At 62.9% G+C, this 25,089-nt stretch carries 28 protein-coding genes; 20 read left to right on the plus strand and 8 right to left on the minus strand.

Annotated elements, in window-relative coordinates:
• Nucleotides 1-130: 130 nt before the first annotated feature.
• The gene (locus NKH30_RS18360) at nucleotides 131-1,306 is read left to right on the plus strand and encodes an OpgC family protein (RefSeq protein WP_352996495.1); all 1,176 of its coding nucleotides are present in this window, start codon (nucleotides 131-133) and stop codon (nucleotides 1,304-1,306) included.
• Between the two features lie 23 nt (nucleotides 1,307-1,329).
• Here NKH30_RS18360 and NKH30_RS18365 read toward each other — a convergent pair whose 3' ends face one another.
• Nucleotides 1,330-2,412 carry a LacI family DNA-binding transcriptional regulator gene (locus NKH30_RS18365; protein WP_352501502.1) on the minus strand — a complete coding sequence of 361 codons (1,083 nt, stop codon included), beginning with the start codon at nucleotides 2,410-2,412 and terminating at the stop codon, nucleotides 1,330-1,332.
• A 163-nt stretch (nucleotides 2,413-2,575) separates the two neighbouring features.
• Here NKH30_RS18365 and NKH30_RS18370 point away from each other — a divergent pair, with 163 nt between their 5' ends.
• Together NKH30_RS18370 and NKH30_RS18375 are read left to right on the plus strand one after the other, a co-directional pair.
• Nucleotides 2,576-2,719, plus strand: a complete 144-nt coding sequence (locus NKH30_RS18370; protein ID WP_352472030.1) for a hypothetical protein — start codon at nucleotides 2,576-2,578, stop codon at nucleotides 2,717-2,719.
• Nucleotides 2,720-2,776: 57 nt separating this feature from the next.
• The gene (locus tag NKH30_RS18375) at nucleotides 2,777-2,920 is read left to right on the plus strand and encodes a hypothetical protein (protein WP_352472029.1); all 144 of its coding nucleotides are present in this window, start codon (nucleotides 2,777-2,779) and stop codon (nucleotides 2,918-2,920) included.
• Nucleotides 2,921-2,946: 26 nt separating this feature from the next.
• On the opposite strand, the gene NKH30_RS18380 is transcribed toward NKH30_RS18375, so the two are convergent.
• Together NKH30_RS18380 and NKH30_RS18385 are read right to left on the minus strand one after the other, a co-directional pair.
• Nucleotides 2,947-3,315, minus strand: a complete 369-nt coding sequence (locus NKH30_RS18380; RefSeq protein ID WP_352542399.1) for a DUF423 domain-containing protein — start codon at nucleotides 3,313-3,315, stop codon at nucleotides 2,947-2,949.
• Nucleotides 3,316-3,368: 53 nt separating this feature from the next.
• The gene (locus tag NKH30_RS18385; protein WP_352682064.1) at nucleotides 3,369-4,619 is read right to left on the minus strand and encodes a multidrug efflux MFS transporter; all 1,251 of its coding nucleotides are present in this window, start codon (nucleotides 4,617-4,619) and stop codon (nucleotides 3,369-3,371) included.
• Nucleotides 4,620-4,815: 196 nt separating this feature from the next.
• Between NKH30_RS18385 and NKH30_RS18390 the strand changes: the two genes are divergently transcribed.
• A complete protein-coding gene (locus tag NKH30_RS18390; protein ID WP_352817677.1) occupies nucleotides 4,816-5,478 on the plus strand; it encodes a GntR family transcriptional regulator in 663 nt (220 codons plus the stop codon).
• A 96-nt stretch (nucleotides 5,479-5,574) separates the two neighbouring features.
• Nucleotides 5,575-5,832, plus strand: a complete 258-nt coding sequence (locus NKH30_RS18395) for a DUF982 domain-containing protein (protein WP_023674477.1) — start codon at nucleotides 5,575-5,577, stop codon at nucleotides 5,830-5,832.
• A gap of 51 nt (nucleotides 5,833-5,883) precedes the next feature.
• On the opposite strand, the gene NKH30_RS18400 is transcribed toward NKH30_RS18395, so the two are convergent.
• Entirely contained in the window at nucleotides 5,884-6,042 is a 159-nt protein-coding gene (locus NKH30_RS18400; protein ID WP_254817539.1) for a hypothetical protein, read from the minus strand.
• A gap of 113 nt (nucleotides 6,043-6,155) precedes the next feature.
• A complete protein-coding gene (locus NKH30_RS18405) occupies nucleotides 6,156-7,199 on the minus strand; it encodes an aldo/keto reductase (RefSeq protein WP_352996497.1) in 1,044 nt (347 codons plus the stop codon).
• A 280-nt stretch (nucleotides 7,200-7,479) separates the two neighbouring features.
• Between NKH30_RS18405 and ppk2 the strand changes: the two genes are divergently transcribed.
• On the plus strand, nucleotides 7,480-8,400 hold the full coding sequence (gene ppk2, locus NKH30_RS18410) for a polyphosphate kinase 2 (protein ID WP_352996499.1): 921 nt from the start codon (nucleotides 7,480-7,482) through the stop codon (nucleotides 8,398-8,400).
• A gap of 49 nt (nucleotides 8,401-8,449) precedes the next feature.
• On the opposite strand, the gene NKH30_RS18415 is transcribed toward ppk2, so the two are convergent.
• The 3 genes from NKH30_RS18415 to NKH30_RS18425 form a co-directional block, all read right to left on the minus strand.
• Nucleotides 8,450-9,097, minus strand: a complete 648-nt coding sequence (locus NKH30_RS18415; protein ID WP_352682061.1) for a dihydrofolate reductase family protein — start codon at nucleotides 9,095-9,097, stop codon at nucleotides 8,450-8,452.
• Between the two features lie 396 nt (nucleotides 9,098-9,493).
• Complete coding sequence (hemB, locus tag NKH30_RS18420; protein WP_352766906.1) at nucleotides 9,494-10,525, minus strand: porphobilinogen synthase; 1,032 nt, start codon at nucleotides 10,523-10,525, stop codon at nucleotides 9,494-9,496.
• Between the two features lie 87 nt (nucleotides 10,526-10,612).
• Complete coding sequence (locus NKH30_RS18425; protein WP_352472018.1) at nucleotides 10,613-11,437, minus strand: DUF8605 domain-containing protein; 825 nt, start codon at nucleotides 11,435-11,437, stop codon at nucleotides 10,613-10,615.
• A gap of 145 nt (nucleotides 11,438-11,582) precedes the next feature.
• Here NKH30_RS18425 and NKH30_RS18430 point away from each other — a divergent pair, with 145 nt between their 5' ends.
• The 14 genes from NKH30_RS18430 to osmF all read left to right on the plus strand — a co-directional run bounded on the left by NKH30_RS18430 (nucleotide 11,583) and on the right by osmF (nucleotide 25,062).
• A complete protein-coding gene (locus NKH30_RS18430; protein ID WP_352996502.1) occupies nucleotides 11,583-12,626 on the plus strand; it encodes an enoyl-CoA hydratase/isomerase family protein in 1,044 nt (347 codons plus the stop codon).
• Nucleotides 12,623-13,045, plus strand: coding sequence for a DUF6163 family protein (locus NKH30_RS18435; RefSeq protein ID WP_023674485.1), 423 nt, complete (start codon nucleotides 12,623-12,625; stop codon nucleotides 13,043-13,045). Before NKH30_RS18430 ends, NKH30_RS18435 begins: the two co-directional genes overlap by 4 nt.
• A 202-nt stretch (nucleotides 13,046-13,247) precedes the next feature.
• Nucleotides 13,248-13,763 (plus strand): transcriptional regulator LdtR, encoded by a 516-nt coding sequence (gene ldtR / locus NKH30_RS18440; RefSeq protein WP_023674486.1) that lies wholly within the window; start codon nucleotides 13,248-13,250, stop codon nucleotides 13,761-13,763.
• A gap of 338 nt (nucleotides 13,764-14,101) precedes the next feature.
• Complete coding sequence (locus NKH30_RS18445) at nucleotides 14,102-15,355, plus strand: L,D-transpeptidase family protein (protein WP_023674488.1); 1,254 nt, start codon at nucleotides 14,102-14,104, stop codon at nucleotides 15,353-15,355.
• 125 nt (nucleotides 15,356-15,480) lie between these two features.
• Nucleotides 15,481-17,127: a Na+/H+ antiporter gene (locus NKH30_RS18450; RefSeq protein ID WP_352996504.1), complete on the plus strand. Its 1,647-nt coding sequence runs from the start codon at nucleotides 15,481-15,483 to the stop codon at nucleotides 17,125-17,127.
• 116 nt (nucleotides 17,128-17,243) lie between these two features.
• On the plus strand, nucleotides 17,244-18,557 hold the full coding sequence (gene glyA / locus NKH30_RS18455) for a serine hydroxymethyltransferase (protein ID WP_352996506.1): 1,314 nt from the start codon (nucleotides 17,244-17,246) through the stop codon (nucleotides 18,555-18,557).
• Between the two features lie 69 nt (nucleotides 18,558-18,626).
• Nucleotides 18,627-19,211, plus strand: coding sequence for an invasion associated locus B family protein (locus NKH30_RS18460; RefSeq protein WP_352996508.1), 585 nt, complete (start codon nucleotides 18,627-18,629; stop codon nucleotides 19,209-19,211).
• A gap of 153 nt (nucleotides 19,212-19,364) precedes the next feature.
• Nucleotides 19,365-19,874 carry a transcriptional regulator NrdR gene (gene nrdR, locus NKH30_RS18465; RefSeq protein ID WP_352472013.1) on the plus strand — a complete coding sequence of 170 codons (510 nt, stop codon included), beginning with the start codon at nucleotides 19,365-19,367 and terminating at the stop codon, nucleotides 19,872-19,874.
• A 2-nt stretch (nucleotides 19,875-19,876) separates the two neighbouring features.
• The gene (gene ribD, locus NKH30_RS18470; protein WP_352996510.1) at nucleotides 19,877-21,007 is read left to right on the plus strand and encodes a bifunctional diaminohydroxyphosphoribosylaminopyrimidine deaminase/5-amino-6-(5-phosphoribosylamino)uracil reductase RibD; all 1,131 of its coding nucleotides are present in this window, start codon (nucleotides 19,877-19,879) and stop codon (nucleotides 21,005-21,007) included.
• Between the two features lie 30 nt (nucleotides 21,008-21,037).
• Nucleotides 21,038-21,655, plus strand: a complete 618-nt coding sequence (locus NKH30_RS18475) for a riboflavin synthase (RefSeq protein ID WP_352501515.1) — start codon at nucleotides 21,038-21,040, stop codon at nucleotides 21,653-21,655.
• Nucleotides 21,656-21,785: 130 nt separating this feature from the next.
• A complete protein-coding gene (gene ribH / locus NKH30_RS18480; protein ID WP_023674495.1) occupies nucleotides 21,786-22,280 on the plus strand; it encodes a 6,7-dimethyl-8-ribityllumazine synthase in 495 nt (164 codons plus the stop codon).
• Entirely contained in the window at nucleotides 22,277-22,777 is a 501-nt protein-coding gene (gene nusB / locus NKH30_RS18485) for a transcription antitermination factor NusB (RefSeq protein ID WP_023674496.1), read from the plus strand. Before ribH ends, nusB begins: the two co-directional genes overlap by 4 nt.
• The gene (locus NKH30_RS18490; protein WP_352996512.1) at nucleotides 22,774-23,991 is read left to right on the plus strand and encodes an MFS transporter; all 1,218 of its coding nucleotides are present in this window, start codon (nucleotides 22,774-22,776) and stop codon (nucleotides 23,989-23,991) included. Before nusB ends, NKH30_RS18490 begins: the two co-directional genes overlap by 4 nt.
• A 159-nt stretch (nucleotides 23,992-24,150) precedes the next feature.
• Nucleotides 24,151-25,062, plus strand: a complete 912-nt coding sequence (gene osmF, locus NKH30_RS18495; RefSeq protein WP_352682048.1) for a glycine betaine ABC transporter substrate-binding protein OsmF — start codon at nucleotides 24,151-24,153, stop codon at nucleotides 25,060-25,062.
• Nucleotides 25,063-25,089 lie beyond the last annotated feature (27 nt).

Below are 25,089 nucleotides of genomic sequence, written 5' to 3' on the forward strand. Positions count from 1 at the left end.
ACCGGGCGCATTTCAGTCCGTTTCTTTGCCGATATAATCCCCGCGGGGGGATCGAAGCAGTGTGCGCCGGGTGGTCGCCCGAGGGATCGCATGCCGGACATAAAACAACCAGCTTTAAGGCCTTTTATCGATGACCATGCCAGTTTCGCCGGAACGCGATACGCGTATTGACGTGTTCCGGGCTCTCGCCCTCCTGACCATATTCATCGACCACGTGCCGGGCACCGTTTTCGAAACCCTGACCTATAAGAATTTCGGGTTTTCGGATGCGGCCGAGGCCTTCGTGCTGATCTCCGGCATGTCCGTCGCTCTTGCCTACGGCACCAAATTCCAACCAGGAAACCGGCTGGTCGCAACGCTGAAGATGTGGCGCCGCGCCGGCGTGCTCTATGTCACCCACATCGTCACGACGATGGTGGTCATGGCTATCTTCTGCGCAGCGGCGGTGTTTGCGAAACGGCCGGACCTTCTGACCCTGATCAACATCGAGCCGCTCGTCAGGAACCCGCCGCAAGTCCTCGTCGGCATCGTCACGCTCGGCCATCAGCTCGGTTACAACAACATACTGCCGGTCTATGCGGCCCTGCTGTTGATGGCGCCGGCCTTCCTGCTGTTCATCAGCTACAGGCCGCTGGCGGCGCTTGCCGTATCCGCAGCCCTTTGGCTGATTGCCGGTATCTACCAGATCGCGCCGCCGAACTACCCGGAGCCCGGTTTCTGGTTCCTCAATCCGCTGTCATGGCAATTGCTGTTCAATATCGGCATGGCCAGCGTGTTGCATGTGCGGCGCGGCGGCACCGTCCCTGTCAATCGCTGGCTGGTCGGCGCGGCCGCCGCCTATGTGCTGACGGCGCTCGTCTGGGTGCACAGCCCGCTGTGGGGGCATGTGTCATGGTTTGACCTGCCGGTGGTGCTGACCGGTTTCGACAAGACGTTCCTGTCGTTGCCGCGGCTGCTGCACATCCTGGCGATGAGCTATCTGGTCGTCGCCTTGCCCTTCGTCTCGAACCTGTTCCGCACCGGCCGCGACAATCCGCTCGCCATATTGGGCAAACGCTCGCTGCCGGTTTTCATTGCCGGCACGGTGATTGCCATGGCGGCGCAGGTGATGAAGCTGATCAACCCGGGCGGCATTGCCTATGACAGTCTGCTGCTCGCCGCCGGCATCGCCATGCAGTTCGCGCTCGCCTTCTATCTGGAGTGGCTGTCCGCCATCGGCTGGTCCGGCAAGGGCAAGCCGGTCCGCAACGAGGCGCCGCCTGTCCGTCCATCCTTTGGCATCGGTCCCATGGCGGCCAATAGGTAAGATTTGGAGCCGATCTGCCCCAGTCAGCCTGTACTTGGCGGCGGTCCGGACGATGCCCTGACGACAAGTTCGACGTCGAGCGTTTCTCGCCGCACGGTGCCGTCGAAGTCGAGGATTCTTCGCGCTGCCCGGCGGCCGATCTCGGCGATCGGCTGGGCGATGGTGGTGAGCGGAGGCTCGCAAGTTGCGGCTTCAGGCACGCCGTCGAAGCCGACGACGGAAACATCGCGGGGAACCGCGATGCCCCGTGCGTTGAGCCATTCCAATGCCACCATCGCGATCCGGTCCGACATCGCCAGGATGGCGGTCGGCGGTTCCGCCGAGGCGAAGATGGTTTCGACACCGGCCCTTGTGCTCGCCTTATCGTTTTCCGTCTCGTAGACCGGCACCTTGGCGGTGTCGACACCAAACCGGGAAAGCTCTTCGAAATAGCCGAGGAGGCGGTCACGGGTTCCGGTATAGACCGCGGTCCGGACCTGCTCGGGCGAGACAAGACCGGTGCTGTCGTCGGCGAAGGCCAGCGACAGCACGGCGAAGCGGCGATGTCCAAGTTCCGCCAGATGGCGCGCCGCGAGCCGGCCGCCGGCAACATTGTCGATACTGATCGCCGAGACCGTCTCGTCCTGCGAGCCGAGCTCGAGCGCGACGAAGGGGAGCTTTCGTTCGCGCGTCAGCTCAACGAGACGCGGACCGCCCTCGATGCAGAAAAGGATGAAGCCATCCACGAGGGCGCTCTGGATATTCCAGGCAAGTTTTTCCTCGTTGCCAGCCGACACGAGGGCTATCCCCGCGCCGGTGGCGTCGCAGGCTTCCGAGATGCCGGCCATCATCACGCGGGCAAACGGGTCGTCGAAGAAATAGGACAGCGGCTCGGTTGTGGCGACGCCGATTGCATTGACCTTGCCGGCGCGCAGCAGCCGGCCCTTGGGATCCGGGCCGGCGTAGCCCAGCGCCTCGGCCGCCGCCTTGACCCGCTCGCGGACTTCCTCGCGCACGATTTCGGGACGGCTGAAGGCATTGGAAGCAGTGCCGTGCGATACGCCCGCGGCTTTGGCGATGTCTGCCAGCCGGATGGGCCTCCTGCTGCCCTCGGTGGGTGATGTCATTTGTTCGTCTCCAGGACTCCTGTCCGACAGTAGTGCCGATTACCTAACATCTTCCTTGGATCGATTCAAATTTTTGCTTGACATTTATGCTGTGACGCATATTCTTGAATCGATCCAAGAGCGGTTTTGCCCGCACATTGGATCGATACAAGAGGAGAGTGCCATGCACCCCGTCAATTATCTGTTCGAGGACATTTACCGGAACGACTGGAGCATCCGCTCGAGCGCGGAGGCCCGCAAGGGGCGCGACAGGACCGGTCCGTGGATTCGCGACCTGCGTTTCCTCGTAGGACGCAAGCGGAGCTGATCGGCGGCCTATTTTTTGTGCCCGCTGATTGGATCGATTCAAAAAGGAGATTAAGCCATGCACCCGATCAAGCATCTGTTCGAAGACATCTATCGCAATTATTGGGGCATATCGCCGGCCACCGAACGGCCGGAGCGGCGGCGTGTGGTCAAAACGGCCAAACGCGACGGCCAAGTCCGGCCCGAACGTCGCCAAGACTGACAGAACCGGCGAACCTGGCTGCCGCGTCAAGGGCGCGGCCGCACCAGCGCCGAGGCGGCCATCATCAGCCAGCCGCCGATGAGCAACGTGCCGCCGATCGGCGCCGACATCGGGAACAGCCGCGAGCCAAGGAAGTCGCGGGCCAAAAGATCTCCCGAGAACAGCAGAAGCCCGACGAGAAGGATGAGGCTTCCGGTTCGCAGGATGCTATTGCCACCGAGCAGCCCGACGGCAAGGAAGACCGGCGCATGCAAGAGCAGGAAGGATGCGGCCGTACCGACCAAAGCGCCGCCGAGATGCGCCGCCGCCGCCGAAAGCGCCACGCCAGCCGCGCCGCATAGGCCGCCGGCAAAAACCAGAATGCGGCCGCCTGCCGCGTGTTCATCCGTGCTCATGTCCACGCCTCCGTGATTCCTGGCGACCGCCTGAGATAGTGCTGCGAACCGTGTCAGGATTTGCCGGCTTCCGCCAGCATGTCGCGCTCGCGGCGCGACTGGACCAGCCAGTTATAGGCCGCTCCGCCCGCCATCAGAATGGATGTGCCGAGAAACACCGAGCGCATACCGAAATGGCCGCCGGCAAAGCCGCCGAGCAACGGTCCGGCGACCTGCCCGACATATTGTGCCGAGATCGACAAGCCCAGCACATTGCCGCCGACCCCGTCGGGCACATTGTGGCGGATGACGCTGGTGATGCAGGGCAAAAGACCGCCAAGCGCCAGGCCCATCAGGAAACGCAGGCCGACGAGTTGCCAGCCCTGGGTAACGAAGGCCTGCGGGATCAGCAGCAGCGCCGAGACGGCGAGTGCGGCAACGATGACGTTCCAGTGGCCGATACGGTCGGCGAGATTGCCGAGCCGCGACGCCGACAGGATGGCGCCGAGCGCTGCCGCTGACATGACGATGCCGGAGACCAGCGTGACCTGGCACTGATCTTCGATGAGCTGCTGGACATAGACGGTGATGATCGGCTCGATCGACATGGTGGCGAAACTCAACAGCATGCCGGTCGCCAGCATGGCGACGACGGGGCGCTTGTCGGGAATCTGCGACCAGCTGTCCTTCACTTTTTCTTCTGACGCGGCCTTGGCGGCAACCGGGCGAGGCGCCTCCTTGATCAGCAAGGTGGTTGCCAGAAAAGCCAGGAAAATGACGCCGCCGGCGAGCAGGAATGTGGCGCGTATGCCAATCAGCGGCGGCAGCGCGCCGCCGAGCAGCGGACCGACCAGGGCACCGGCGGTGATACCGGCCGACAGAACGCCCAGCGCCCAGCCGGAGCGATCCTTCGGCGTCTGCATGGCAACCAGGATGGTCGAACCCGAAGAATAGCCGCCGGCAAAGCCGATCAGCAGGCGCAAGAGCACCAATTGCCAGACAGTCTGCACCATGCCGGTCAGCGACATGCACAGCGCCATGCCGAAACTGGCGCGCACCAGCATCAGTTTGCGGCCGTAACGGTCGCCTAGCCGCCCCCACAGGGGCGCGACCAGCGCGGCGGCAAGGAAGGTGGCGCCGTAGGCGACGCCCGACCACTGCACGATCGCCGCATGGCCCTCTGCGCCCAGCTGCTCGACGTAAAGCGGCAGGAAGGGCAACAGCAGCGTCATCGCTACAAGCGTGCTGAACGAGCCGGCAAAACACACGGCGAGATTGCGGCGCCAGTGGACGTTGTGCGTGGCGCGGTTGGCGTCTTGCGGCATGTCTGTCCTGTCCGGCCAGCTTGCATGGAACTTGCTGTGGATACCAATTTGGGATACCAAGCTGGTATCTGTCATGAACGCAAGCCCCGTCGCTGTCAATGCGGGCCTCTCAAACATGATCGACAAAGGCCGGCGTGATCGGCCAACGCCGGCCAGTGACCCGATTGCCGGAACGAATGACCTGAACGGAACGCCAATGTCGCAGATGCAGAACGTCGAAAAGCAGCTTCGCGAGATGATCCTCGGGCTCGAGATTGGTCCCGGCGAGCGGCTGACGGAGCGCTGGGTCGAAAGCCGCTTCGGCGCCTCGCGCACGCCGGTCAGGGCTGCGTTGCTGCGGCTCGAGACCGAAGGCCTGATCTGCCGCGACGGCCGCGGCTGGACGGTCTCGCCAATCAATCTTGCCGAGCTGGAGCAGATCGCCGTCTATCGCGAGGCGGTCGAGGTCGCGGCAGTCAGGCTGACTTGCACCTTGCAGGACAGAAGTGCCGTCGAAATCATCGAGGCGATGCTCGATTCCTGCGACGACAAGACGCCGCGCGAGGAATGGCATCGCGTCGGCAGGGATTTTCATATCGAGCTGGCACGCCTGTCAGGCAACGAGTTCCTGTTCAGAGCGGTTCGCGATGCGATGACGCGCCTGTCGCGCGCCCGCTGGCTCGAGGTTCGCGACGAGGCAGCGCTCGGCCGTGCCTGGGCCGAACACCATGCCATTCTGTCGGCGGTGCGGGCCGGCGATGCCGATACCGCCGCCCGCCTGCTTTCGGCCCATATCACCGGCAGCCGCGACCGGCTGGTGACCTCGCTGCGCAACGACCGGCGCGGCCTGCGCGCCCGGGGATTTGCCGTCGTCGCTTGAGTGAGGATCGGCTGCCATTGATCACGAAAAGAGCAGATGAGCGAAGAATGCTACTTTCGGTCTCGCTTCGCAAATGCCGATGGCGTAAGAGCGGCGATGGAAAACAACCGATTTGACACACCCGTGACCGTCAAGGGCGCGGCGGGAAGCAATCAGCTCTTGCGTACGGCCCGCGAGGCTTCCGACTACCTCCTCAACAATTGGCCCGGCAAGCGCAGCCCCAAGCACCGCGAAGCGTTGCAAGCCTGTCATGATGCGCTGGCCGGCGACAAGCCGGCCATGAACGCAAGACGGGCCTTCATTGCCGCCGCTCGTGAAGTGAACGTCTTCGTCAGCGACAAGGCGCCTGCCTGAGGCATAGCGGGATTTGACCGAGGCCCGGCCCGCCTGGCAGCCCGGATATCATCACTCTGCCGTTTCGGTTTTGGTTTGGGACTCGCTCTCGCCCTCGGGCTTCGATCGCTCCTTGGCTGCGACCTTGGCAGCCTGCTTTTCCGCCTTCTTGGCAGCCTTCTGCCGGTCGCGTTCCTTGCGTTCCTGACCGTAGTTCGGTGCTCGTGCCATATCGTTTCCTTTCGTTGTGCTTGGCCTTTGCCTAGGAGCATTGGACCGCAAACACAACACCGCAAGGCACGATCGGGCTCCATATCTCGGCGCAGTCCGGAGAGCCCGGCTTTTCAGGCGCCGTCGCGGTCGAGAACGAGATCGGCCGGCCCGAACCGGTCCTTTGCCGTGAATTGCTGGTGCCAGTAGGGATAGAGCACGGGCGGCCTGCTGACCACATTGAGCCGTGTGCGCTCCTCATCGGCAAGCACAAGGCTTGCAGCGGCGATATTGTCTTTGAAATGGGCTTCGGTTCGTCCGCCGATCACCAGCGAACTGACAGCGGGCCGGCCGAGCAGCCAGGCGAGCGCCACCTGCGCCGCCGACACGCCGTGATTATTGCCGATATCGATCAGCGTGTCGACGATCCGCCACAGCCGGTCCTCGTCGCGGATCGGCGGTTCCGACCAGCCGCTGAGCTGGCGGGCGGTCGGCTGGTCACGGTGGTATTTGCCGGACAGCAACCCGCCGGCAAGCGGGCTCCAGACCAGCACGCCGAGCCCCTGGTCGACCGAGATCGGTAACAATTCATACTCGGCCTCGCGCGCTTCCAACGTGTAATGGATCTGCTGGGTGACGAAGCGTGGCTGGTGATGACGGTCGCTGATCCCCAGCCCCTTCATCACTTGCCAGCCGGAATAATTGGAGCAGCCGACATAACGGACCTTGCCCTGCGCGACCAGCGTGTCGAGCGCGGCGATGGTTTCCTCAAGCGGTGTCAGGCCATCCCACTCGTGCAGGAAATAGATGTCGATGACATCCGTCCTGAGCCGCTTCAGGCTCCTCTCGCATTCGCGGATCAGATGGTAGCGCGACAGGCCTTCATCATTGGGGCCTTTGCCGATCCGCATGCGCGCCTTGGAGGCGATCAGCACGTCGCCCTTGCGCTTGCCGCCAAGCGCCTCGCCGATGATCTCTTCCGACACGCCGTTCGAATAGACATTGGCGGTGTCGATGACATTGACGCCGGCATCGATGCAAAGGTCGATCATCCGGCGCGCCTCGTCGAGGTCGGTCTTGCCGACCGCCGAAAACGCGCCGCCGCCGCCGAACGTCATGGTGCCCATGGTCAGCGTCGAAACCTTCAGCCCGGAACGGCCGAGAGTGCGGTATTCCATGTCGTGTCCTCACAATTTATCGGGAAAGGGCGTTGCAGACGACAGCCCTCAATGAACCGGCTATTTGTAGGATAATTCGTTCCGCTTGTCGCCCGTTCCGCAGGGCAAGCTCGATCACATCTTGCGGATTGAAACGCACAGCCAGCGCAGTAGTGGCTGCAATAAAACCGTCATTGCCGGCCTATACTAACATCGGTCCAGCGCTTCGATTTCCGGCCGCCGGGCCGGGCGGCAGAGCGCCTGACAGCGGCCGGCAAGGCCTGTAAGCGGAGCAGCGTAAATGACCGAGATAAAACAGAATTCCCCGGCCAGGGACTGGCTGGAAGCGGAACTCGCCGACACGCTGGATGAAGACTATGAGCTGGAAATCTCGGAGCCGGCGCTGTCGATGGAGATCGCCAAGATCTACAAGAATGCACATCCGCCATCGATCGACCGCCTGCAGTATTTTCGCGATCTCATCACGCTGCAATCCGAGTTGATCAAGCTGCAGTCCTGGGTCGCCTATCACAAGAAGAAGCTCGTCGTGGTTTTCGAGGGCCGCGACTCGGCGGGCAAGGGTGGTGTTATCAAGCGCATCACCCAGAGGCTTAATCCGCGCATCTGCCGCGTCGCAGCACTTCCGGCGCCGACCGAGCGCGAGAAGTCGCAATGGTATTTCCAGCGCTACGTTCCGCATCTGCCGGCCGGCGGCGAGATCGTGCTGTTCGACCGCTCCTGGTACAACCGCTCCGGCGTCGAGCGGGTAATGGGCTTTGCCCAGCCGGATCAGGTCGAGGAGTTCTTCCGCGACGTTCCGGATTTCGAACGCATGCTGGTCCGCTCAGGCATTACGCTTGTCAAATACTGGTTTTCGATCACCGACGAGGAGCAGCAGATGCGCTTTTTGATGCGCATCCATGACCCGATGAAGCAATGGAAACTGTCGCCGATGGATCTCCAGTCGCGCGTGCGCTGGGAGCAGTACACCAAGGCCAAGGAAGAAACGTTCGCCCGCACCAATATTCCGGAAGCCCCGTGGTTCATCGTCGAGGGCAACGACAAGAAGCGGGCACGGCTGAACTGCATCGACCATCTGCTCAAGCAGATGCCCTATGAGGAGGTGCCGCACGAAGAGATCACACGGCCGGAGCGCGTCTTCAATCCCGAATACGAGCGCCAGGTACTGCCGCGCGAACTGTATGTGCCGGAGAAGTACTGACTAAAGCGGCGAGGAGGGCGGCGCCTCCATGGCGGCGCCCTGCAACAAGCTAGGTGCGCTCGATGATGACATGCGTGGCCTTCGGCGTCGCGACCTGCTCGCTGCAGCGATAGCCGAGCTTGGGCATGTCGATGCCGGCAAAAAGGCTCTCGCCGGCGCCTAGCAGGACCGGTGAGATCGCCAGATGCATTTCGTCGATGAGCTTTTCCTTGAGATATTGCCGGATCGTAGAAACGCCACCGCCCAGCCGTACATCCTTGCCGTCAGCCACTGCTTTCGCCTTTTGCAGCGCTGAGTGGATGCCGTCGGTCACGAAATAGAAAGTCGTGCCGCCCTCCATGACAATGGGATCACGCGCATGGTGCGTGAGCACGAAGACCGGCACGTGGTAGGGTGGGTTGTCACCCCACCAGCCTTTCCAGCTGTCATCCGGCCATTCGCCGCGGATCGGCCCAAACATGTTGCGGCCGAGGATCCATGCGCCGACATTTTCGAAGCTGCGTGCTGCGAACGCCTCGTCGGTGTCCGTGGTCCCGCCATCCTTGCCGAGGACCATCTTGCGGAAGGTGCGGGTGCCGAACATCCATTCGTGCAGGGCTTCTCCGCCAACACCCAGCGGGTTCTTCAGGTCTTGGTCGGGACCGGCGCCGAAGCCGTCGATCGACAGGGTGAAAGCGCTGACGCGAAGCTTGGACATGGGAGCCTCCTCGATAACCAATTGTGACATGCAAGCAGTTATCGGGGTAGCTTAACTGATTGCATTTTGCAAGCGGTATTTTTGCTGGCGGGGCAATCGCTTCCAAATCATGTTGGAATAACCAATCTCAATGTCGGCGCCGCCCGTCATCCGCCTGCCGGCCCCTTCTCCCTGTATAGTGACGGGGAGAAGGGGCCGGCCGCAACGTCGATGTTTTTGCAACGCTGGAGATTGGTAAAATCTTTTACGAACGCGTCTTTCTCCCTGCCACTTTACGGGGAGAAATACCGGGCAGGGCAACGAGGGGCAGCGTAAACTTGAAGCGATGTCCTGCGGCGTTCCATGTCGCGCTTTGGACGAACGAACACTACTCGATGTAGACGCTACAAAGGCGCATCACCCCTTGAGCATCGCCGCCACTTCCGGCGCGAAGTAGGTCAGGATGCCGTCGCAGCCGGCGCGCTTGAAGGCGAGCAGCGATTCCAGCATCGCCTTTTCGCCGTCGATCCAGCCATTGGCGGCGGCGGCCTTGATCATCGAATATTCGCCCGAGACCTGATAGGCAAAGGTCGGCATCTGCAACTCGACTTTCAGCCGGCGGATGATGTCGAGATAGGGCAGGCCGGGCTTGACCATCAGCATGTCGGCGCCCTCGGCCAGATCCTGCTCGGCCTCGCGCACCGCTTCGTCGGAATTGGCGTGATCGATATAATAGGTCTTCTTGTCGCCCTTGAGCAGGCCGGCGGTGCCGACCGCCTCACGGTAGGGGCCGTAAAAAGCGGATGCGAACTTGGTCGCATAGGACATGATCGCCACATCCTGAAATCCATTGGCGTCGAGCGCATCGCGGATGGCACCGATCCGGCCGTCCATCATGTCCGAGGGGGCAATGATGTCGGCCCCCGCCGCCGCCTGGATGACGGCCGCCGCCGTCACTTGCTCCACCGTTTCATCATTGACGATAATGCCCTCGCGCAAGATGCCGTCATGGCCATGCGAGGTGAACGGGTCAAGCGCCGCGTCGGTGATGATGCCGATCTCCGGCACCGCCCGCTTGATGGCGCGGGTGGCGCGGTTGATGATGTTTTCCGGATCGAGGATGTGCGAACCGGTCTGATCGCGCAGGCCGAGCTCCACATTGGGGAAAGTGGCGATCGCCGGAATGCCAAGCTTGGCCGCGCGCTCAGCCTCCTTGACGGCGAGGTCGAGCGACAGGCGGAACACGCCGGGCATGGCGGCGATCGGTTCGCGCACTTGTCTGCCGTCGACGACGAAGATCGGCCATATCAGATCGTCGACCGACAGCCGGTTCTCCTGGACAAGGCGGCGCGACCAGTCGGCCTTGCGCATGCGCCGCAGCCGCCGGCTGCCGGTGATCTCGTCGACGCTGCGCGCGCCGGCAGGCTTTGCAGGGGTGAATCTGTTCATCGCAAAAACTCCGGATCGGGCGGCTTTTACCACGAGCCTCCGCTGCTGACCAATGCGACACGATTGTGCCAGCGGTCTTGTCGGGCGCTATTCTGGTTGGCCATTGCCCGACAGGATCTGCGCAGCACCCCGCATGGCGACGCGGAATGCCTCGTCGAAGCTGACGCCGCGCACTTGCCAATTGTAGCTCTTGCCATTCAAGGCAAGCCGCCAGTCGGCTATCCAGCCCAGTTCCTTGTCGCTCCAGACGATACTGCCGGCGAGCGCCTGGTCGGCTCCGGCCTTCCTGGCAAGCTGGTCCAGCGTCGTGATATCGGCATGGCGCAGGGCCTGGTCGTCAAGCTTCGAGGCCGACAGCAGTGACGCTTCGGGAAACACAATCGGCATGACCAGCGGACCGGTGGCATTGACGAAGGATTCGCGCATCGCCGCCCCGCGCTCATCGTCGGCGGTCAGCACGAACTGCCTTGTGCCTTGCTCCGCCGCCAGGAAAATTGCCAGGCGTGGCCGCTCGCCAAGCCATGGTTTGCTGCCAAGCGCGGCAAGCACCGGATCGATAACGTCAGGCCTGTACAGACAAGTGAGATCATGCGGCCGGTCATGGGTGCCTTGTTCGTCATGGATTGGAATGCCTTCGAGACGGTCGCGATAGCGGAATTCGGCAACGAAGCTGCCGGCCTTGTCGCGCAGCGCCGCCATCTCAGTTCTCTTCGGCAGCCGCTGATCGCCGGACACACGAACCAGCACCGCATCGAGGCAGGCCTTGAAGCCGATCTGCCTGTTGACCTCGCCCTGGCCGGTGACGATGGTCTGCGATTGATAGAGCTCGTCGACGGTTTCGGCCGATACGGGAGGAGTGTTCGCAGCGATCAGGCCGACCACCATAACAGCAAGGCGCGGCAACCAAGGCATGGTTCAACCTTCCGGTTCAAAGCGCCAGCATTAGCACTGGGTGACGCCGACGACCATGCAGCGGATTGGCCGCCGCCATTGACGCGGCCATGCGCCACGCTTTAGCACTTCACTCCCGGCGGGCGCGGGGAGGGATTCTCTGGCGATGGATTTTGGCGGAGGCGACGAGATTCGCTTCGAAAGATTGGGCAGGGCTGGCGTCGTCACGCTGACGCGGCCGCAGGCGCTCAATGCCGTAACCCACCGCATGGTCAAGGCGCTGGACAAGGCGCTGCGCAGTTGGGAGCGCGACGACGGCGTCGACGTTGTCGTCGTCAAGGCCGAGGGCAGGGCATTTTCGGCGGGCGGCGACATCCTCCACATCTACGAAGCCGGCCGCGCAGGAAGGCCTCCGGTCGATTTCTTCGCCGATGAATACCGGCTGAACGCCCGCATCGCCCGCTTCAAGAAACCCTATGTCGCGGTGATCGACGGCATCGTCATGGGCGGCGGCGTAGGTATCTCCTTCCATGGTTCGCAGCGAGTGCTGACCGAGAACGCCCAGTTTGCCATGCCCGAGGTCGGCATCGGCTTTTTCCCGGATGTCGGCGCCAGCCATCTGTTGCCGGATCTCGGCGGCAGCTTCGGCATGTATCTGGCGCTGACCGGCAACCGCATCCGCTATGGCGATGCTTTGTGGTCGGGCCTCGCCACCCATACGATCAAGGCGGAGGACCAGGCCGGCTTCCTCGACCGTCTGGCGGAAAGCGGCGACCCGGAATCGGTGCTGCGCGGCTGCTTCGTCCCGGCCAGGCGCGAGACCGACAGCCCGACGCTGGAAGCCATCGCCCGGCATTTCGCGCAGCCGTCGCTGGCCGATATCGTCGCCAGTCTGGAGCGGGCAGCCGCTGCCGACGAGTTCGCGGCGAAGACGCTGGCCACCATCCGCACACGTTCACCGACCAGCCTGCATGTTGCATGGCGCCAGATCAGCACCGGGCAGACGTTGTCGATGGACGAGTGCATGAAAATGGAGTTCCGTATCCTCAACCGCATGCTTGCCGGGCACGACTTCTATGAAGGTATCCGCGCCGCCATCATCGATAAAGGCTCGACGCCGCAATGGCGGCCGGCAGGTATCGATGACGTCAGCGCCGCCAACGTCGACGCCTATTTCGCACCGCTCGGCGAACGGGAACTGAAGCTGTGAGCGAGGTCGCCTCGAGACGCGTGGTGCTGCAGCCCTCGACGATCGAGGTCATCTTCGCCTGGTTCCAGCGCGTCATCGCCGGCTACTGTCTGCTGTTCGGCATCTTGTACTGGATCCGGCTGATCGGCTTTTACCCGGGCCCGTTGTGGCGCTTCGACCTGATGCCGGTACACTGGCAGGTGGCGGCGGTGGTGCTGGCGGTGTTTTTTCCGTTCGCTGCCGCCGGCCTGTGGATGCTGGCGTCCTGGGGGCCGGTGATCTGGTTCATCTGCGCGGTGACCGAGTGCGTCATGTATGCTGGCTTCCCCGAGTTGTTCGGCCACCGGCCGCTGATCGTCGCCTCGCACCTTGCGGTGGCGCTGCTCTACATAGTGTTCCGCGTGGTGATCTGGATCCAGAAGCGGCAACCCCGGCGATAGCAATTCCGGCCAGGATCGTTGGCTAAATCTTTAGGTTAATTATCCTTGCTCGGGTGACCGTCCGTTAAGCCTCTTTCGAAACCCCTTACCGGTAAGCTCTTGTTAGCCTTGGCGTTTAAGTCGAATTTTATGAGTATTCGATAGTGTCGCGATCAAGGTGAAGAACAAAAAATCACCGGGCGACAAACGAGAGGCAAAGACAATGATCAATTCGCGTCCGGCGGCGAAGACCGCCAACGTATCCGATGACCGCCGCGAGGCGATCCGTTCGCTGTACATGGAATCGCTGCAGCTGGTCGAGCGGCTGCATCGCCGTCTGCTTGATGTGATCAAGGACGAATTCGACCGCAACGGTCGCTCCGACATCAACGCCATCCAGGCGCTGCTCCTGTTCAACATCGGCAATTCGGAGCTGACCGCCGGCGAACTGCGCTCGCGTGGCTACTATCTCGGCTCGAATGTCTCCTACAATCTGAAGAAGCTGGTCGATCTCGGCTTCATCAACCACCAGCGCTCGCGCATCGACCGCCGTTCGGTGCGGGTTTCGCTGACGCCGAAGGGCAATGAGGTGGCGGAAGTCGTCGCCGGCCTCTACGAGCGCCATGTCGGTTCGATCGAGCAGGTTGGCGGCATCAATACGGAAGAGTTCAAGCAGATGAACCGCGCCCTGCAGCGCCTGGATCGGTTCTGGAACGATACCATCGCCTACCGGATGTAATCGCATCCGCCGCATCTAGATCTGAGGCTGGACTACGGAAGTGCTGCCGCGGAGTGGACCAAAGGCCGGTGCCGAAAAGCACCGGTCTTGCCGTTTCGTCAGGCCGGCCGATCCAAATTCGAGCAACAGCCACGTTGCCGCCATATTCCAATGGAACCGAAGATGCGGGTGATGCTGGGGCCAAAGCCGTGCATTTGTCCTGTGCTCAAGTCACTTCCCATGTGGTTTTACACCGAAGTGATGCGGGCCATGGTTGGCTAATTGTTAAGAAGCCAACTCTAGAGTGCGGGCGAGACCGCCCGGTGGGTTGAATTGTAGCAAGAATGTCTGGAACGTCCATGAGAACCAGTCGCCGTTTCTTCCTTTCAGGAGCCTCCGCGCTCGCAGCCGCAATGGTCGCCGGCCGCGCCAGTGCGCAGGATGTGATCGGGGATATCCTGAAATCCTCGGCGCGCGGCAATTGGGACGACCAATTCGATGCGCGTGCCAGCGAAGGCGGCAAGGTTGCCTCGACGCTGCCGATCTTCAGCCTGCAGACGGTGTCCTTCACCGAGCAGGCGATCATGCAGTATCAGAATATCGTCGCGCAAGGCGGCTGGGAGCAGGTTCCAGACACCAAGAAGCTGCAGCTTGGCGTCGAGGATCCCGATGTGGTGCCGCTGCGCAGGCGCTTGATGATATCGGGCGATCTGGCGCAGAGCGCCGGGCTCTCGGAAGCGTTCGATTCGTACGTCGACTCGGCGCTCAAGCGCTTCCAGTTGCGTCACGGCTTGCCGGCCGACGGAACCACGGGCAAATATACTTTCGCGGCAATGAACGTGTCGGCGCCGGTTCGGCTTGGTCAGCTCCAGACCAATCTGCAACGGCTGCGTGAGCGGGCCGGCACGCTTGGCAACCGCTATGTTCTGGTCGACATCCCGGCGGCGCAGATCGAGGCTGTCGAGAACGACCGCGTTGTGCTGCGCCACACCGCAATCGTCGGCAAGATCGATCGCCAGACGCCGATCGTCAATTCCAAGATCAACGAAATCATCGTCAATCCGTACTGGAACGCGCCGGTCTCGATCGTGCGCAAGGATATCATTCCGCTGATGCGGAAGGACCCCAACTATCTCAAGGACAGCCATATCCGCCTGTTTGCGCCGGACGGCAGCGAGGTCGACCCAATGACGGTCGACTGGTCGACCGATGATGCCGCCAAATACCGCTTCCGCCAGGATCCCGGTTCCGGCAACGCGATGGCCTCAGTCAAGATCAATTTTCCCAGCCCGGACGGCGTCTACATGCACGACACGCCGCAGCAGAGCCTGTTCGGCAAGCTGATGCGCTTCGATTCCTCTGGCTGCGTGCGGGTTCAGAACGTGCGCGACCTCGTCACCTGGATTCTGCGCGACACACCGGGCTGGGATCGCCAGCATTTCGAGGCGGCGATCAAGACCGGGGAGAACACGCCGGTGCAGGTCACCAATCCGGTGCCGGTTTATTTTCTCTACGTCTCGGCCTGGTCGACAGGGCCGGGCGTGGTCCAGTTCCGTGACGACATTTACGGCCTCGACGGAGCCAACGAGCTGCAGATCACATCCGCGCTCTAAGCAGCTGAGTTCATTTGCAAAAGGCCGCCGGAAGGCGGCCTTTTTCGTTGCCGAGTCTTTCGCGGAAAGCTTTGCTGGGCCGATTGCCGGAAAAAGGACGCGGCGCTGTAGTCGGAAATCGCATCATGCATGTCGCAATGTTCATTCTGGTCGTGCTCATCTTCGTCGCCGTTTCGGGCGCGCTGGTCCGGCTGGTGCGGGTGCCGCTGCCGGTACTGCAGATCGCCATCGGTGCAGCGCTCGCCTGGCCGGTGCGCGGCATGCATGTCGAGATCGATCCCGAGCTGTTCCTGCTAGTGTTCATCCCACCGCTGCTGTTCAGCGACGCCTATGGTGCGCCCAAGCGCGAACTGATCGCGCTGCGCGGGCCGATCCTCGACCTCGCCATCGGGCTGGTCTTCTTCACCATTGTCGGCTTCGGCTACGCTTTGCACTGGCTTGTCCCGAGCATCCCGCTCGTCGTCGCTTTCGCACTTGCTGCGGTGCTGTCGCCCACCGATGCGGTGGCCGTCTCCTCGATCGTCGACAAGAGCCTGGTCCCGGCCCGGCTGATGCACATCCTGGAGGGCGAGGCGCTGCTCAACGATGCGTCGGGCCTCGTGATGTTCCGCTTTGCGGTGGCAGCTGCCTTGACCGGCAGCTTCTCCTTCGTCGCGGCATCCGTGACTTTCCTCTATGCCGCCGCTGCCGGCATCCTGGCCGGCGTGGCTGCCTTGTTCGTCGCCGCCAAGGTGCTGCAATTGCTGAACCGTATCGGCGGCGTGCCGTCCGAGGCGCAGGTGCTGGTCATGGTCCTGCTGCCGTTCATCGCCTATCTCGGCGCCGAGAATGTCGGCGCCTCGGGCATTCTGGGGGCGGTCACGGCCGGAGTGCTCACCGGCGGCTCCGGGATTTTCCGCTTTCTCGGCGTCTCGGCGCGCATACAGACCGTATCGCTGTGGACGACGCTATCCTTCGTCTTCAACGGCGCGCTGTTCATCCTGCTCGGGTTGCAGCTTCCCGAAATCATCGGCAACGTGCCGCCTGAGCTCGGCAGCCGCTATCCGGTCATCCAGCCAATCGCCACGGTGGTCGCGCTGACACTATGCCTGATCGGGCTGCGCTTCCTGTGGATCTGGGTCGGCGACATCGCGACGCGCGTCTCGGCGCGATTACGCGAGCAGAAGGCCGAGCCGTTCGGGCTGCGCGTCCGGATCGCCGGCTCTGTTGCCGGCGTGCGCGGCGCCATCACGCTGGCCGGCATCCTGTCGCTGCCGCTCAGCATGCCGAATGGTTCGCCCTTTCCGGCGCGCGACGTGGTGATCTTCCTCGCCGCAGGCGTCATCATCTGCTCATTGCTCATAGCCAGCCTTGCCTTGCCCAAGGTGGCACGCGGGCTGGTCGAGCCGGGCGAGGATCCTGGCGCTGCCGAGGAGCGTCTTGCGCGTGTGGGCGCGGCCAAGGCCGCCATCGCCCGCATCGAGAGCATGGCCGGCGCGACCGACGGCGATGAAGGGGAAATACCCGGCGCCCGGCTTGCCGCCGCCGACAGCATCGTCGCCGGCTACCGTCGCCGCATCGCTACCTCCGACGAGGCCGACGAGGCGCGCGCCGAGGCCCGCGAGGCCGGACGGCTGGAGCTCGAATTGAGGCTGGCGGGCATTGAGGCCGAACGCGCAGCGGTTCGCGCAATGTTTCGCAGCGGCCAGATTAACGACCATACGATGCAGGCGCTGTTCACCGAGATCACGCTCACCGAGGCCCTGCTGAAGGGCCGGCAGGCAAGGAAATAGAGGCTGCCAGTCCCTCTGGCGCAATCCGGCCAGCAAATTTCGCGCTGCAAACGTGGCGGGCCGAAAGCAACTGTGTTAATGGCGCGACAGACCCCGAACCTTGAGGATTTCAGCCCATGGCAACAGCAGCGGCAGTGTCGAACAAATTCGAATCCTTTTTCGAAACCACGCTTGCCGATGCCGACCCCGAGATTTTCGGCGCAATCCGCAACGAACTCGGCCGCCAGCGCCACGAGATCGAGCTGATTGCCTCGGAAAATATCGTCTCGCGTGCCGTGCTCGAGGCACAGGGGTCGATCATGACCAACAAATATGCCGAGGGCTATCCGGGCAAGCGCTACTATGGCGGCTGCCAATTCGTCGATGTCGCCGAGGAACTGGCCATCGAACGCGCGAAAAAGCTGTTCGGCTGCAACTTCGCCAACGTCCAGCCGAATTCCGGCAGCCAGATGAACCAGGCGGTGTTCCTGGCGCTGCTGCAGCCCGGCGACACCTTCATGGGCCTCGACCTCAATTCCGGCGGACACCTGACACATGGCTCGCCGGTCAATATGAGCGGCAAATGGTTCAAGGTCGTCTCCTATGGCGTGCGCCGGGACGATCATCTGCTCGACATGGATGCGATCGAGAAGACCGCCCATGAGACCAGGCCGAAATTGATCCTGGCCGGCGGCACAGCCTATTCACGTGTCTGGGACTGGAAGCGTTTTCGCGAGATCGCCGATTCGATCGGCGCCTATCTGATGGTCGACATGGCCCACATCGCCGGCCTGGTCGCCGGCGGCATGCATCCGTCGCCGCTGCCGCATGCCCATGTGGTCACCACCACGACGCACAAATCGCTGCGCGGGCCGCGCGGCGGCATGATCCTTTGCAATGACGAGGATATTGCCAAGAAGATGAATTCGGCCGTCTTCCCCGGCCTGCAGGGTGGACCGCTGATGCATGTGATCGCCGCCAAGGCGGTGGCTCTGGGCGAGGCGCTGAAGCCGAGCTTCAAGATCTATGCGGAGAGCGTCGTCGCCAATGCCAAGGCGCTGGCCTCCAGTCTGCAGGAAACCGGTCTCGACATCGTCTCCGGCGGCACCGACAACCATCTGATGTTGGTCGACCTGCGTCCCAAGAACGCCACCGGCAAGCGCGCCGAGGCTGCCCTTGGCCGCGCCAACATCACCTGCAACAAGAACGGCATCCCCTTCGATCCGGAAAAGCCTTTCGTGACATCGGGCGTTCGGCTCGGCACGCCGGCCGGCACCACGCGCGGCTTCGGTCAGGCCGAGTTCCGCGAGATCGGCAAGCTGATCGCCGAAGTGCTGGATGGACTGAAGGTCGCCAATTCCGACGAGGGCAATGCGGCCGTCGAGGCAACCGTGAAGGCCAAGGTGACGACATTGACGGATCGTTTTCCGCTTTACCCGTATCTTGGTTGACGCTGGGCGTCGTTCCCCAACTGTGACGGCGCCGATCAACTGGGCACGGCTGCATCTCGGAGACGCTTGATGATGATGCGAATTTTCCGTTTCGCCAGTGTTGGCGCTGCCTTGCTCACCTTAGCCACCTCGCCGCTACTCGGCGCGGCCTTTGCGCAGACCGAGCCGACGCCGGCAGCACCCAAGACAGAGACCTTCGGCAGTTGGTCCACCACGGTGGACGAGGTCAACACCGGCGAGGATGTGCGCAAGACCTGCGCCGCCTCGACGGTCTTTTTCGACGCTAACGGCACCAGTGGCACCCTCACGCTGGCCATCTCGAATGGCGACGTACTGCCACCCGAGGGCTATCCGAGCCTCATCATCGCCGTGAGAAACAGTGACTTGCCCAAGGGGGACAACATCCCGGCGGTGTTCCGCGACGTCAACGACAAGATCAAGGCTGGTTTTCATATTATCGCCGACGGACAGTGGATGATGGACAACAAACCCGAGACCACGGTTGCCATACTGCGTGCCATGCGCCGTACCAGCGCCCTCGATGTCAGCTTCGCCGACAAGCCGGTCGCGACGATATCGATGGACGGCTTCACCAAGGCCTATCGCTATCTCGGCACGTCCTGCGGCTTCCCGACCGGCGACGTCGCTCCCTGATTGGCGTATTGCCGTCCAACTGATTGCCGCTCTCGCAATTTTCCTCGTGCCTCGCTATCTCTGAGGCGCGATCGGTCATCGGCCATACTTTGCCATCGTGGCAAAAACCTCTAAGCCGTTCGCACCACGAGAATCGCGAACCGAAGGCTCTCCATGCGCTGTCCCTACTGTCAGTCCGAAGATACGCAGGTGAAGGATTCGCGCCCTGCCGAAGACGGTGCAGCGATCCGCAGGCGGCGCGTCTGCCCGGATTGCGGCGGCCGCTTCACCACTTTCGAGCGCGTCCAATTGCGCGATCTCGTCGTGGTGAAGAAGTCTGGGCGCAAGGTGCCGTTCGACCGCGACAAGTTGCTGCGCTCAGTCGAGATCGCGGTACGCAAGCGCAATGTCGACCCGGAACGTATCGATCGGGCGGTGACCGGCATCGTGCGCCAGCTCGAAAGCTCGGGCGAGACCGAGGTGGCCTCGGGGGAAGTCGGCCGGCTGGTCATGGAGGCGCTTAAGTCGCTCGATGATGTCGCCTATGTGCGCTTTGCCTCCGTCTACCGCAATTTCCGCGAGGCCAAGGATTTCCACGACGTGTTGGGCGAGCTCAAAGGCGACGAGCTCAAAGCCGACGAGCCCAGGGGCGAAGAGCTGAAGAGCGAAGAGGACGCCAGCTGAGCATGGCAGGGTCCGGACGCAGCACGGCTGAACAAGAGGTCCTCGATCGCCGCTATATGGCGGCAGCCCTCAGGCTGTCGCGCAAGAATGCCGGGCGGACCTCGACCAACCCTTCCGTCGGCACGCTGATCGTGCGCGATGACGGCGACGGGCCGATGATCGTCGGCAGCGGCGTCACCGCCGTCGGCGGCCGGCCGCATGCCGAGACCGAGGCTTTGGCAGAGGCCGGCGAACTGGCGCGCGGCGCCACCGCCTATGTAACGCTGGAGCCCTGCGCCCATCACGGCCGCACGCCGCCTTGCGCCAATGCGCTGGTCAGTGCCGGCGTGGCGCGTGTGGTCGGCGCTGCCAGCGATCCTGACCCGCGTGTTTCCGGCAAGGGCTATGCAATCTTGCGTGCCGCCGGCGTCGAAGTGGTGGAAAAAGTGTTGGCGGCCGAGGCTGCGGAGCAGATGGCCGGCTATTTGATTCGATCTCTGAAAAAACGCCCGGAAGTGATCCTGAAACTTGCGCTTTCGAGCGACAACAAGATCGGCGTGAAAGGCGAGGGACAGGTCTCCATCACCGGCGATATCGCCCGACGCGAAGTCTATCTGATGCGCGCCGGAGCCGATGGCATATTGATCGGCATCGGCACGGCACTGGAGGACGATCCGGCGCTGACGGTTCGGCTTCCGGGACTGGAGAGCCGTTCGCCGGCGCGCATCGTACTCGACCGTCAGATCAGGCTACCCGAGACCTCGAAACTGGTCGCCGGCGTCGATCGTGTGCCGCTCTATGTCGCTGCCTGCGCCGAGGCCGATCCGCACCGGCGCGCCGCGCTCGAACGTGCCGGCGTTCGCTTCATCGGTACTGAGACGTATGAAGGCGATATTGCGCTGCCGGAACTGCTCGAGGATCTGGCGGCGCTCGGCATGGCAAGCGTCCTGGTCGAGGGCGGCGCGAGGGTGGCCAAGGCGTTCCTCGACGAACAACTGGTCGATCGTATCGTGCTGTTTCAAGGGCCGGACGCGATCGGCGAGGGCGGCATTGTATCGCCGATCGATGCCAACAGTATCCCGCCGGGATTTCGCAAATTGCGCAACATGCGTTTCGGCGAAGATACATATGCGGAATGGATAAGAGACATCTAGGACCGAACTGATGTTCACGGGGCCAAACTAATGTTCACTGGAATCGTCACCGATGTCGGCACCGTCGCTGCCGTGAAGCCGCTCAGGGAAGGCGTCGGTTTGCGTATCGACACCGCTTACGATCCGCAGACCATTGCCATCGGTGCCTCGATTTCCTGTGGCGGCGTCTGCCTGACGGTGACGGGATTGCCGGAAGACGGCGCCAACGCACGCTGGTTCGAGGTCGAGGCCTGGGAAGAAGCACTCAGGCTGACGACCGCGATGGGCTGGAAATCCGGCACGCGCATCAACCTGGAGCGGGCGCTGAAGATCGGCGACGAGCTTGGCGGCCATATCGTTTCAGGCCATGTAGACGGCATGGCCGAGATCGTGGGGCGCAAGGAGGAAGGCGACGCCGTTCGCTTCACCCTGGATGCACCGCGAGAGCTGGCCAAATTCATCGCGCCCAAGGGCTCCGTCGCACTCGACGGCACTTCGCTGACCGTCAACAAGGTCGAAGGCAGCCGCTTCGACGTGCTGTTGATCCACCACTCACTGACGGTCACCACCTGGGGCGAACGCCAGGTCGGCGATCGCGTCAATCTCGAGATCGACACCATGGCCCGCTATGCGGCGCGACTGGTGGAGGCGGCTAAAGAGGGGCTTTGAGGCGCTCGTCCATAAAGCCCATTCCCTGGTGCGACCGCCGCCGAGTTGGCCTTGAAAGTTCCTTCGGCAATCTTCCGCTTGCGATCAAACCGGCTTCGGCCTAAGTCACCGGCGATCCCCGGAGACATCTATGGCAGGCACATCCCAACACGGCAAAGCGTTCATCCGTCCGAAGAAGAAGGCCCACCTTCTTGTCATCGAGGCGCGCTTTCACGACGACCTTGCCGACGCGTTGCTCGAAGGCGCGACAAAGGCCCTCGAGGAAGCGGGCGCGACATACGATGTCGTCACCGTTCCGGGCTCGCTCGAAATCCCGGCGGTGATTTCCTTCGCGCTCGACGGTGCCTCCGAAGGCGGGACGAACTATGACGGCTTCGTCGCCCTCGGCACGGTGGTCCGCGGCGACACCTATCATTTCGATATCGTCGCCAATGAATCCAGCCGTGCCCTGATGGACCTGTCCGTGCAGGATGCGGTCTGCATCGGCAACGGCATCCTGACCACCGAAAACGACGAACAGGCCTGGACACGCGCCAGGCGTTCGGAAGGCGACAAGGGCGGCTTTGCGGCGCGTGCGGCGCTGACCATGATCGCTCTAAAGGAACAGCTGGGAGCGCCCTCGTGAGCGAACCCGCTTCGCCCGGCCAGCCCACGGTGCGCCACGCCAACAAGCGCGGTGCTGCCCGTCTGGCCGCCGTGCAGGCGCTCTACCAGATGGATGTCGCCGGCAGCGGCGTCTTCGAGATCACCGCCGAGTACGAGGCGTTCAGGCTCGGCAAGGAAGTCGACGGCGCGCTCTATCGCGAGGCCGACGCGCAATGGTTTCGCGCCATTCTTGCCGGCGTTGTCGAGCACCAGAAGACAATCGATCCAGTCATCCGACAGGCGCTGACCGAGGACTGGCCTCTGTCGAGGCTCGATTCCACATTGCGCGCCATATTGCGCGCCGGCGTCTACGAGCTGATGCAGCGCGAGGACGTGCCGGTGGCGGTTATCGTCTCCGAATATGTCGACATCGCCAAGGCATTTTACGAGGAAGACGAGCCGAAACTGGTCAATGCGGTGCTTGATCGCGTGTCGCGCCGGGTGCGTGGCGAGGGCCGCGGCAAGGACGCCTCATGACTGCTATCGTCGCCGTTGGGGCGGGCAAGGAAGCGCGTCGCACCGCCTTCATCCTCGCAGCCTCGCAGGCGATCATCGGCTCGGCCGCACCCATCGCCATTTCCATGGGCGGATTGGCGGGGCAGTACCTGCTCGATGCTGACAAGTCGCTGGCAACCGCGCCGATCACCGGTTTCAATGTCGGCGTGGCGCTCGGTTCCTTGCCGGCCGCGGCGATCATCCGCCGGCTCGGCCAGCGCGACGGCTTCATGACCGGCACAGCGGTCACGGCGCTTGGCGGGCTGGTCGCCACGCTGGCGCTGTTTCATGCCAGCTTCTGGCTATTCGCTTTCGGCTTGGCCGTGATCGGCATCGGAGGCGCCTTCGTCCAGCAGTTCCGCTTTGCCGCCGCCGACAATGCGCCGCCTGAATTCAAGGCGCGCGCCATCTCCTTCGTGCTGGCCGGCGGCATCGTCACCGCCATCCTTGGACCGCAGATCGTCATCTTCACCGGCGACCTGTTCTCGCCGGTGAAGTTTGCCGGCTCGTTTGCGTCCATCCTGGTGCTGGCGGCGGTCGGCGCCGCCAGTCTCTCTTTGTTGCGCATCCCGGCCAAGGCAACCGACAAGGTGGAAATCGCCGACAGCGACGCCCGGCCGCTCTCGGAAATCGTCACCAGGCCGCGCTTCGTCGCAGCGCTGTTTTGCGCCGTCGGCAGCTACGCGCTGATGAGCTTCGTCATGACGGGCGCGCCGCTGGCCATGGTCGGCTGCGGCCTTTCGACCGACGACGCCACGCTCGGCATTTCCTGGCATGTGATGGCGATGTTCGCGCCGAGCTTCTTCACGGGGTCGCTGATCTATCGCTTCGGCGCTGAGCGGATCGTGGCGATCGGCCTGGTGCTGCTGATTGGCTGCGCCACAGTGGCGCTGTCAGGGTTGGCACTGTGGCAGTTCTGGACGGCGCTGATCCTGCTCGGCCTTGGCTGGAACTTCAGCTTCATCGGTGCCACCGCCATGGTGGCCGACAGCTACCAGTCATCCGAAAAAGGCAAGGTCCAGGGGTTTCACGATTTCGTCCTGTTCGGCTCCGTCGCCTTCGCCTCGCTGATGTCGGGGGCGGTCTACAATGCCTGGGGCTGGGAGATGTTGAACTGGATGATTTTCCCGGTCGTCGTGCTGTGCTTCGTGGCACTGGGCGTGTTGAAGATGACGGGCTTGCGCGCGGCCAGCTGACGTCACGCTGTCGGGACGAGGCAACGGCGGAGTCACTCGCATCCGAACAAAATTATTGCGCCCATCCCCTTTCTTATGAAACCGTGTACCCCGACGGGGCATCGAAGCCATGCTCATATGCGGCAGCCGTATTCCGGTTCACAGCAAGGGATTTGTGAGATGTTTTCAATCAAGGTTCTGGCCGGCGCTGTACTGGCGCTCGGAGTTGCGTTGGCCTCGGCGAGTGCCCAGGTGGTGGTGTCGTCGAAGATCGACACCGAAGGCGGCGTGCTCGGCAATATCATCCAACTGGTGCTGAACGCCAACGATATCCAGACCACCGACCGCATCCAACTCGGCGGCACACCTGTGGTGCGCAAGGCGATTACAGCCGGCGAGATAGACATCTATCCGGAATACACCGGCAACGCCGCCTTCTTCTTCGAGAAGGCCGATGATCCGGTGTGGAAAGACGCCGCCAAGGCCTACGAGACTGCCAAGAAGCTCGACTACGACGCCAACAAGATCGTCTGGCTGTCACCGTCACCGGCGAACAATACCTGGGCGATCGCCCTGCGCAAGGAGGTCGCCGATACCAATAAGCTCGTCACCCTTTCCGACTTCGGCAAATATGTCTCGGGCGGCGGCAAGGTGGTGCTGGCGGCCTCCGCCGAGTTCGTCAATTCGGCGGCCGCGCTGCCCGCTTTCCAGAAGACCTATGGCTTCACGCTGAAGCCGGACCAGTTGATCACGCTGTCGGGCGGCGACACGGCGGCGACAATTGCCGCCGCAGCCAACCAGACCAACGGCGCCAACGCCGCCATGGTCTATGGCACCGACGGCGGCATCGCGCCCTCCGGCCTCGTCGTGCTTGAGGACGACAAGGGTGTGCAGCCGGTCTACCAGCCGGCGCCGATCATCCGCGAGGCGGTGCTGAAGGAGCATCCGGAGATCGAGACGCTGCTGAAGCCGGTGTTCGCCAAGCTCGATCTCGTCACGTTGCAGGAGTTGAATGGTCGCGTGCAGGTTGGCGGCGAGCCGGTCAAGGGCGTCGCCGAGGACTTTTTGAAAAAGAACGGCTTCCTGAAGTAAGGCGATTCCGGCGCTCCGCTTTCGAGG

Source organism: Mesorhizobium sp. M1273 (genome assembly GCF_040318195.1).
Taxonomy (GTDB): Bacteria; Pseudomonadota; Alphaproteobacteria; order Rhizobiales; family Rhizobiaceae; genus Mesorhizobium.

Excerpts from the sequence above, each read along its gene's own strand:
- NKH30_RS18360 (WP_352996495.1), top strand. The coding sequence starts at position 131 with ATGACCATGCCAGTTTCGCCGGAACGCGATACGCGTATTGACGTGTTC.
- NKH30_RS18365 (WP_352501502.1), bottom strand. The coding sequence starts at position 2,412 with ATGACATCACCCACCGAGGGCAGCAGGAGGCCCATCCGGCTGGCAGAC.
- NKH30_RS18370 (WP_352472030.1), top strand. The coding sequence starts at position 2,576 with ATGCACCCCGTCAATTATCTGTTCGAGGACATTTACCGGAACGACTGG.
- NKH30_RS18375 (WP_352472029.1), top strand. The coding sequence starts at position 2,777 with ATGCACCCGATCAAGCATCTGTTCGAAGACATCTATCGCAATTATTGG.
- NKH30_RS18380 (WP_352542399.1), bottom strand. The coding sequence starts at position 3,315 with ATGAGCACGGATGAACACGCGGCAGGCGGCCGCATTCTGGTTTTTGCC.
- NKH30_RS18385 (WP_352682064.1), bottom strand. The coding sequence starts at position 4,619 with ATGCCGCAAGACGCCAACCGCGCCACGCACAACGTCCACTGGCGCCGC.
- NKH30_RS18390 (WP_352817677.1), top strand. The coding sequence starts at position 4,816 with ATGTCGCAGATGCAGAACGTCGAAAAGCAGCTTCGCGAGATGATCCTC.
- NKH30_RS18395 (WP_023674477.1), top strand. The coding sequence starts at position 5,575 with ATGGAAAACAACCGATTTGACACACCCGTGACCGTCAAGGGCGCGGCG.
- NKH30_RS18400 (WP_254817539.1), bottom strand. The coding sequence starts at position 6,042 with ATGGCACGAGCACCGAACTACGGTCAGGAACGCAAGGAACGCGACCGG.
- NKH30_RS18405 (WP_352996497.1), bottom strand. The coding sequence starts at position 7,199 with ATGGAATACCGCACTCTCGGCCGTTCCGGGCTGAAGGTTTCGACGCTG.
- ppk2 (WP_352996499.1), top strand. The coding sequence starts at position 7,480 with ATGACCGAGATAAAACAGAATTCCCCGGCCAGGGACTGGCTGGAAGCG.
- NKH30_RS18415 (WP_352682061.1), bottom strand. The coding sequence starts at position 9,097 with ATGTCCAAGCTTCGCGTCAGCGCTTTCACCCTGTCGATCGACGGCTTC.
- hemB (WP_352766906.1), bottom strand. The coding sequence starts at position 10,525 with ATGAACAGATTCACCCCTGCAAAGCCTGCCGGCGCGCGCAGCGTCGAC.
- NKH30_RS18425 (WP_352472018.1), bottom strand. The coding sequence starts at position 11,437 with ATGCCTTGGTTGCCGCGCCTTGCTGTTATGGTGGTCGGCCTGATCGCT.
- NKH30_RS18430 (WP_352996502.1), top strand. The coding sequence starts at position 11,583 with ATGGATTTTGGCGGAGGCGACGAGATTCGCTTCGAAAGATTGGGCAGG.
- ldtR (WP_023674486.1), top strand. The coding sequence starts at position 13,248 with ATGATCAATTCGCGTCCGGCGGCGAAGACCGCCAACGTATCCGATGAC.
- NKH30_RS18445 (WP_023674488.1), top strand. The coding sequence starts at position 14,102 with ATGAGAACCAGTCGCCGTTTCTTCCTTTCAGGAGCCTCCGCGCTCGCA.
- NKH30_RS18450 (WP_352996504.1), top strand. The coding sequence starts at position 15,481 with ATGCATGTCGCAATGTTCATTCTGGTCGTGCTCATCTTCGTCGCCGTT.
- glyA (WP_352996506.1), top strand. The coding sequence starts at position 17,244 with ATGGCAACAGCAGCGGCAGTGTCGAACAAATTCGAATCCTTTTTCGAA.
- NKH30_RS18460 (WP_352996508.1), top strand. The coding sequence starts at position 18,627 with ATGATGATGCGAATTTTCCGTTTCGCCAGTGTTGGCGCTGCCTTGCTC.
- nrdR (WP_352472013.1), top strand. The coding sequence starts at position 19,365 with ATGCGCTGTCCCTACTGTCAGTCCGAAGATACGCAGGTGAAGGATTCG.
- ribD (WP_352996510.1), top strand. The coding sequence starts at position 19,877 with ATGGCAGGGTCCGGACGCAGCACGGCTGAACAAGAGGTCCTCGATCGC.
- NKH30_RS18475 (WP_352501515.1), top strand. The coding sequence starts at position 21,038 with ATGTTCACTGGAATCGTCACCGATGTCGGCACCGTCGCTGCCGTGAAG.
- ribH (WP_023674495.1), top strand. The coding sequence starts at position 21,786 with ATGGCAGGCACATCCCAACACGGCAAAGCGTTCATCCGTCCGAAGAAG.
- NKH30_RS18490 (WP_352996512.1), top strand. The coding sequence starts at position 22,774 with ATGACTGCTATCGTCGCCGTTGGGGCGGGCAAGGAAGCGCGTCGCACC.
- osmF (WP_352682048.1), top strand. The coding sequence starts at position 24,151 with ATGTTTTCAATCAAGGTTCTGGCCGGCGCTGTACTGGCGCTCGGAGTT.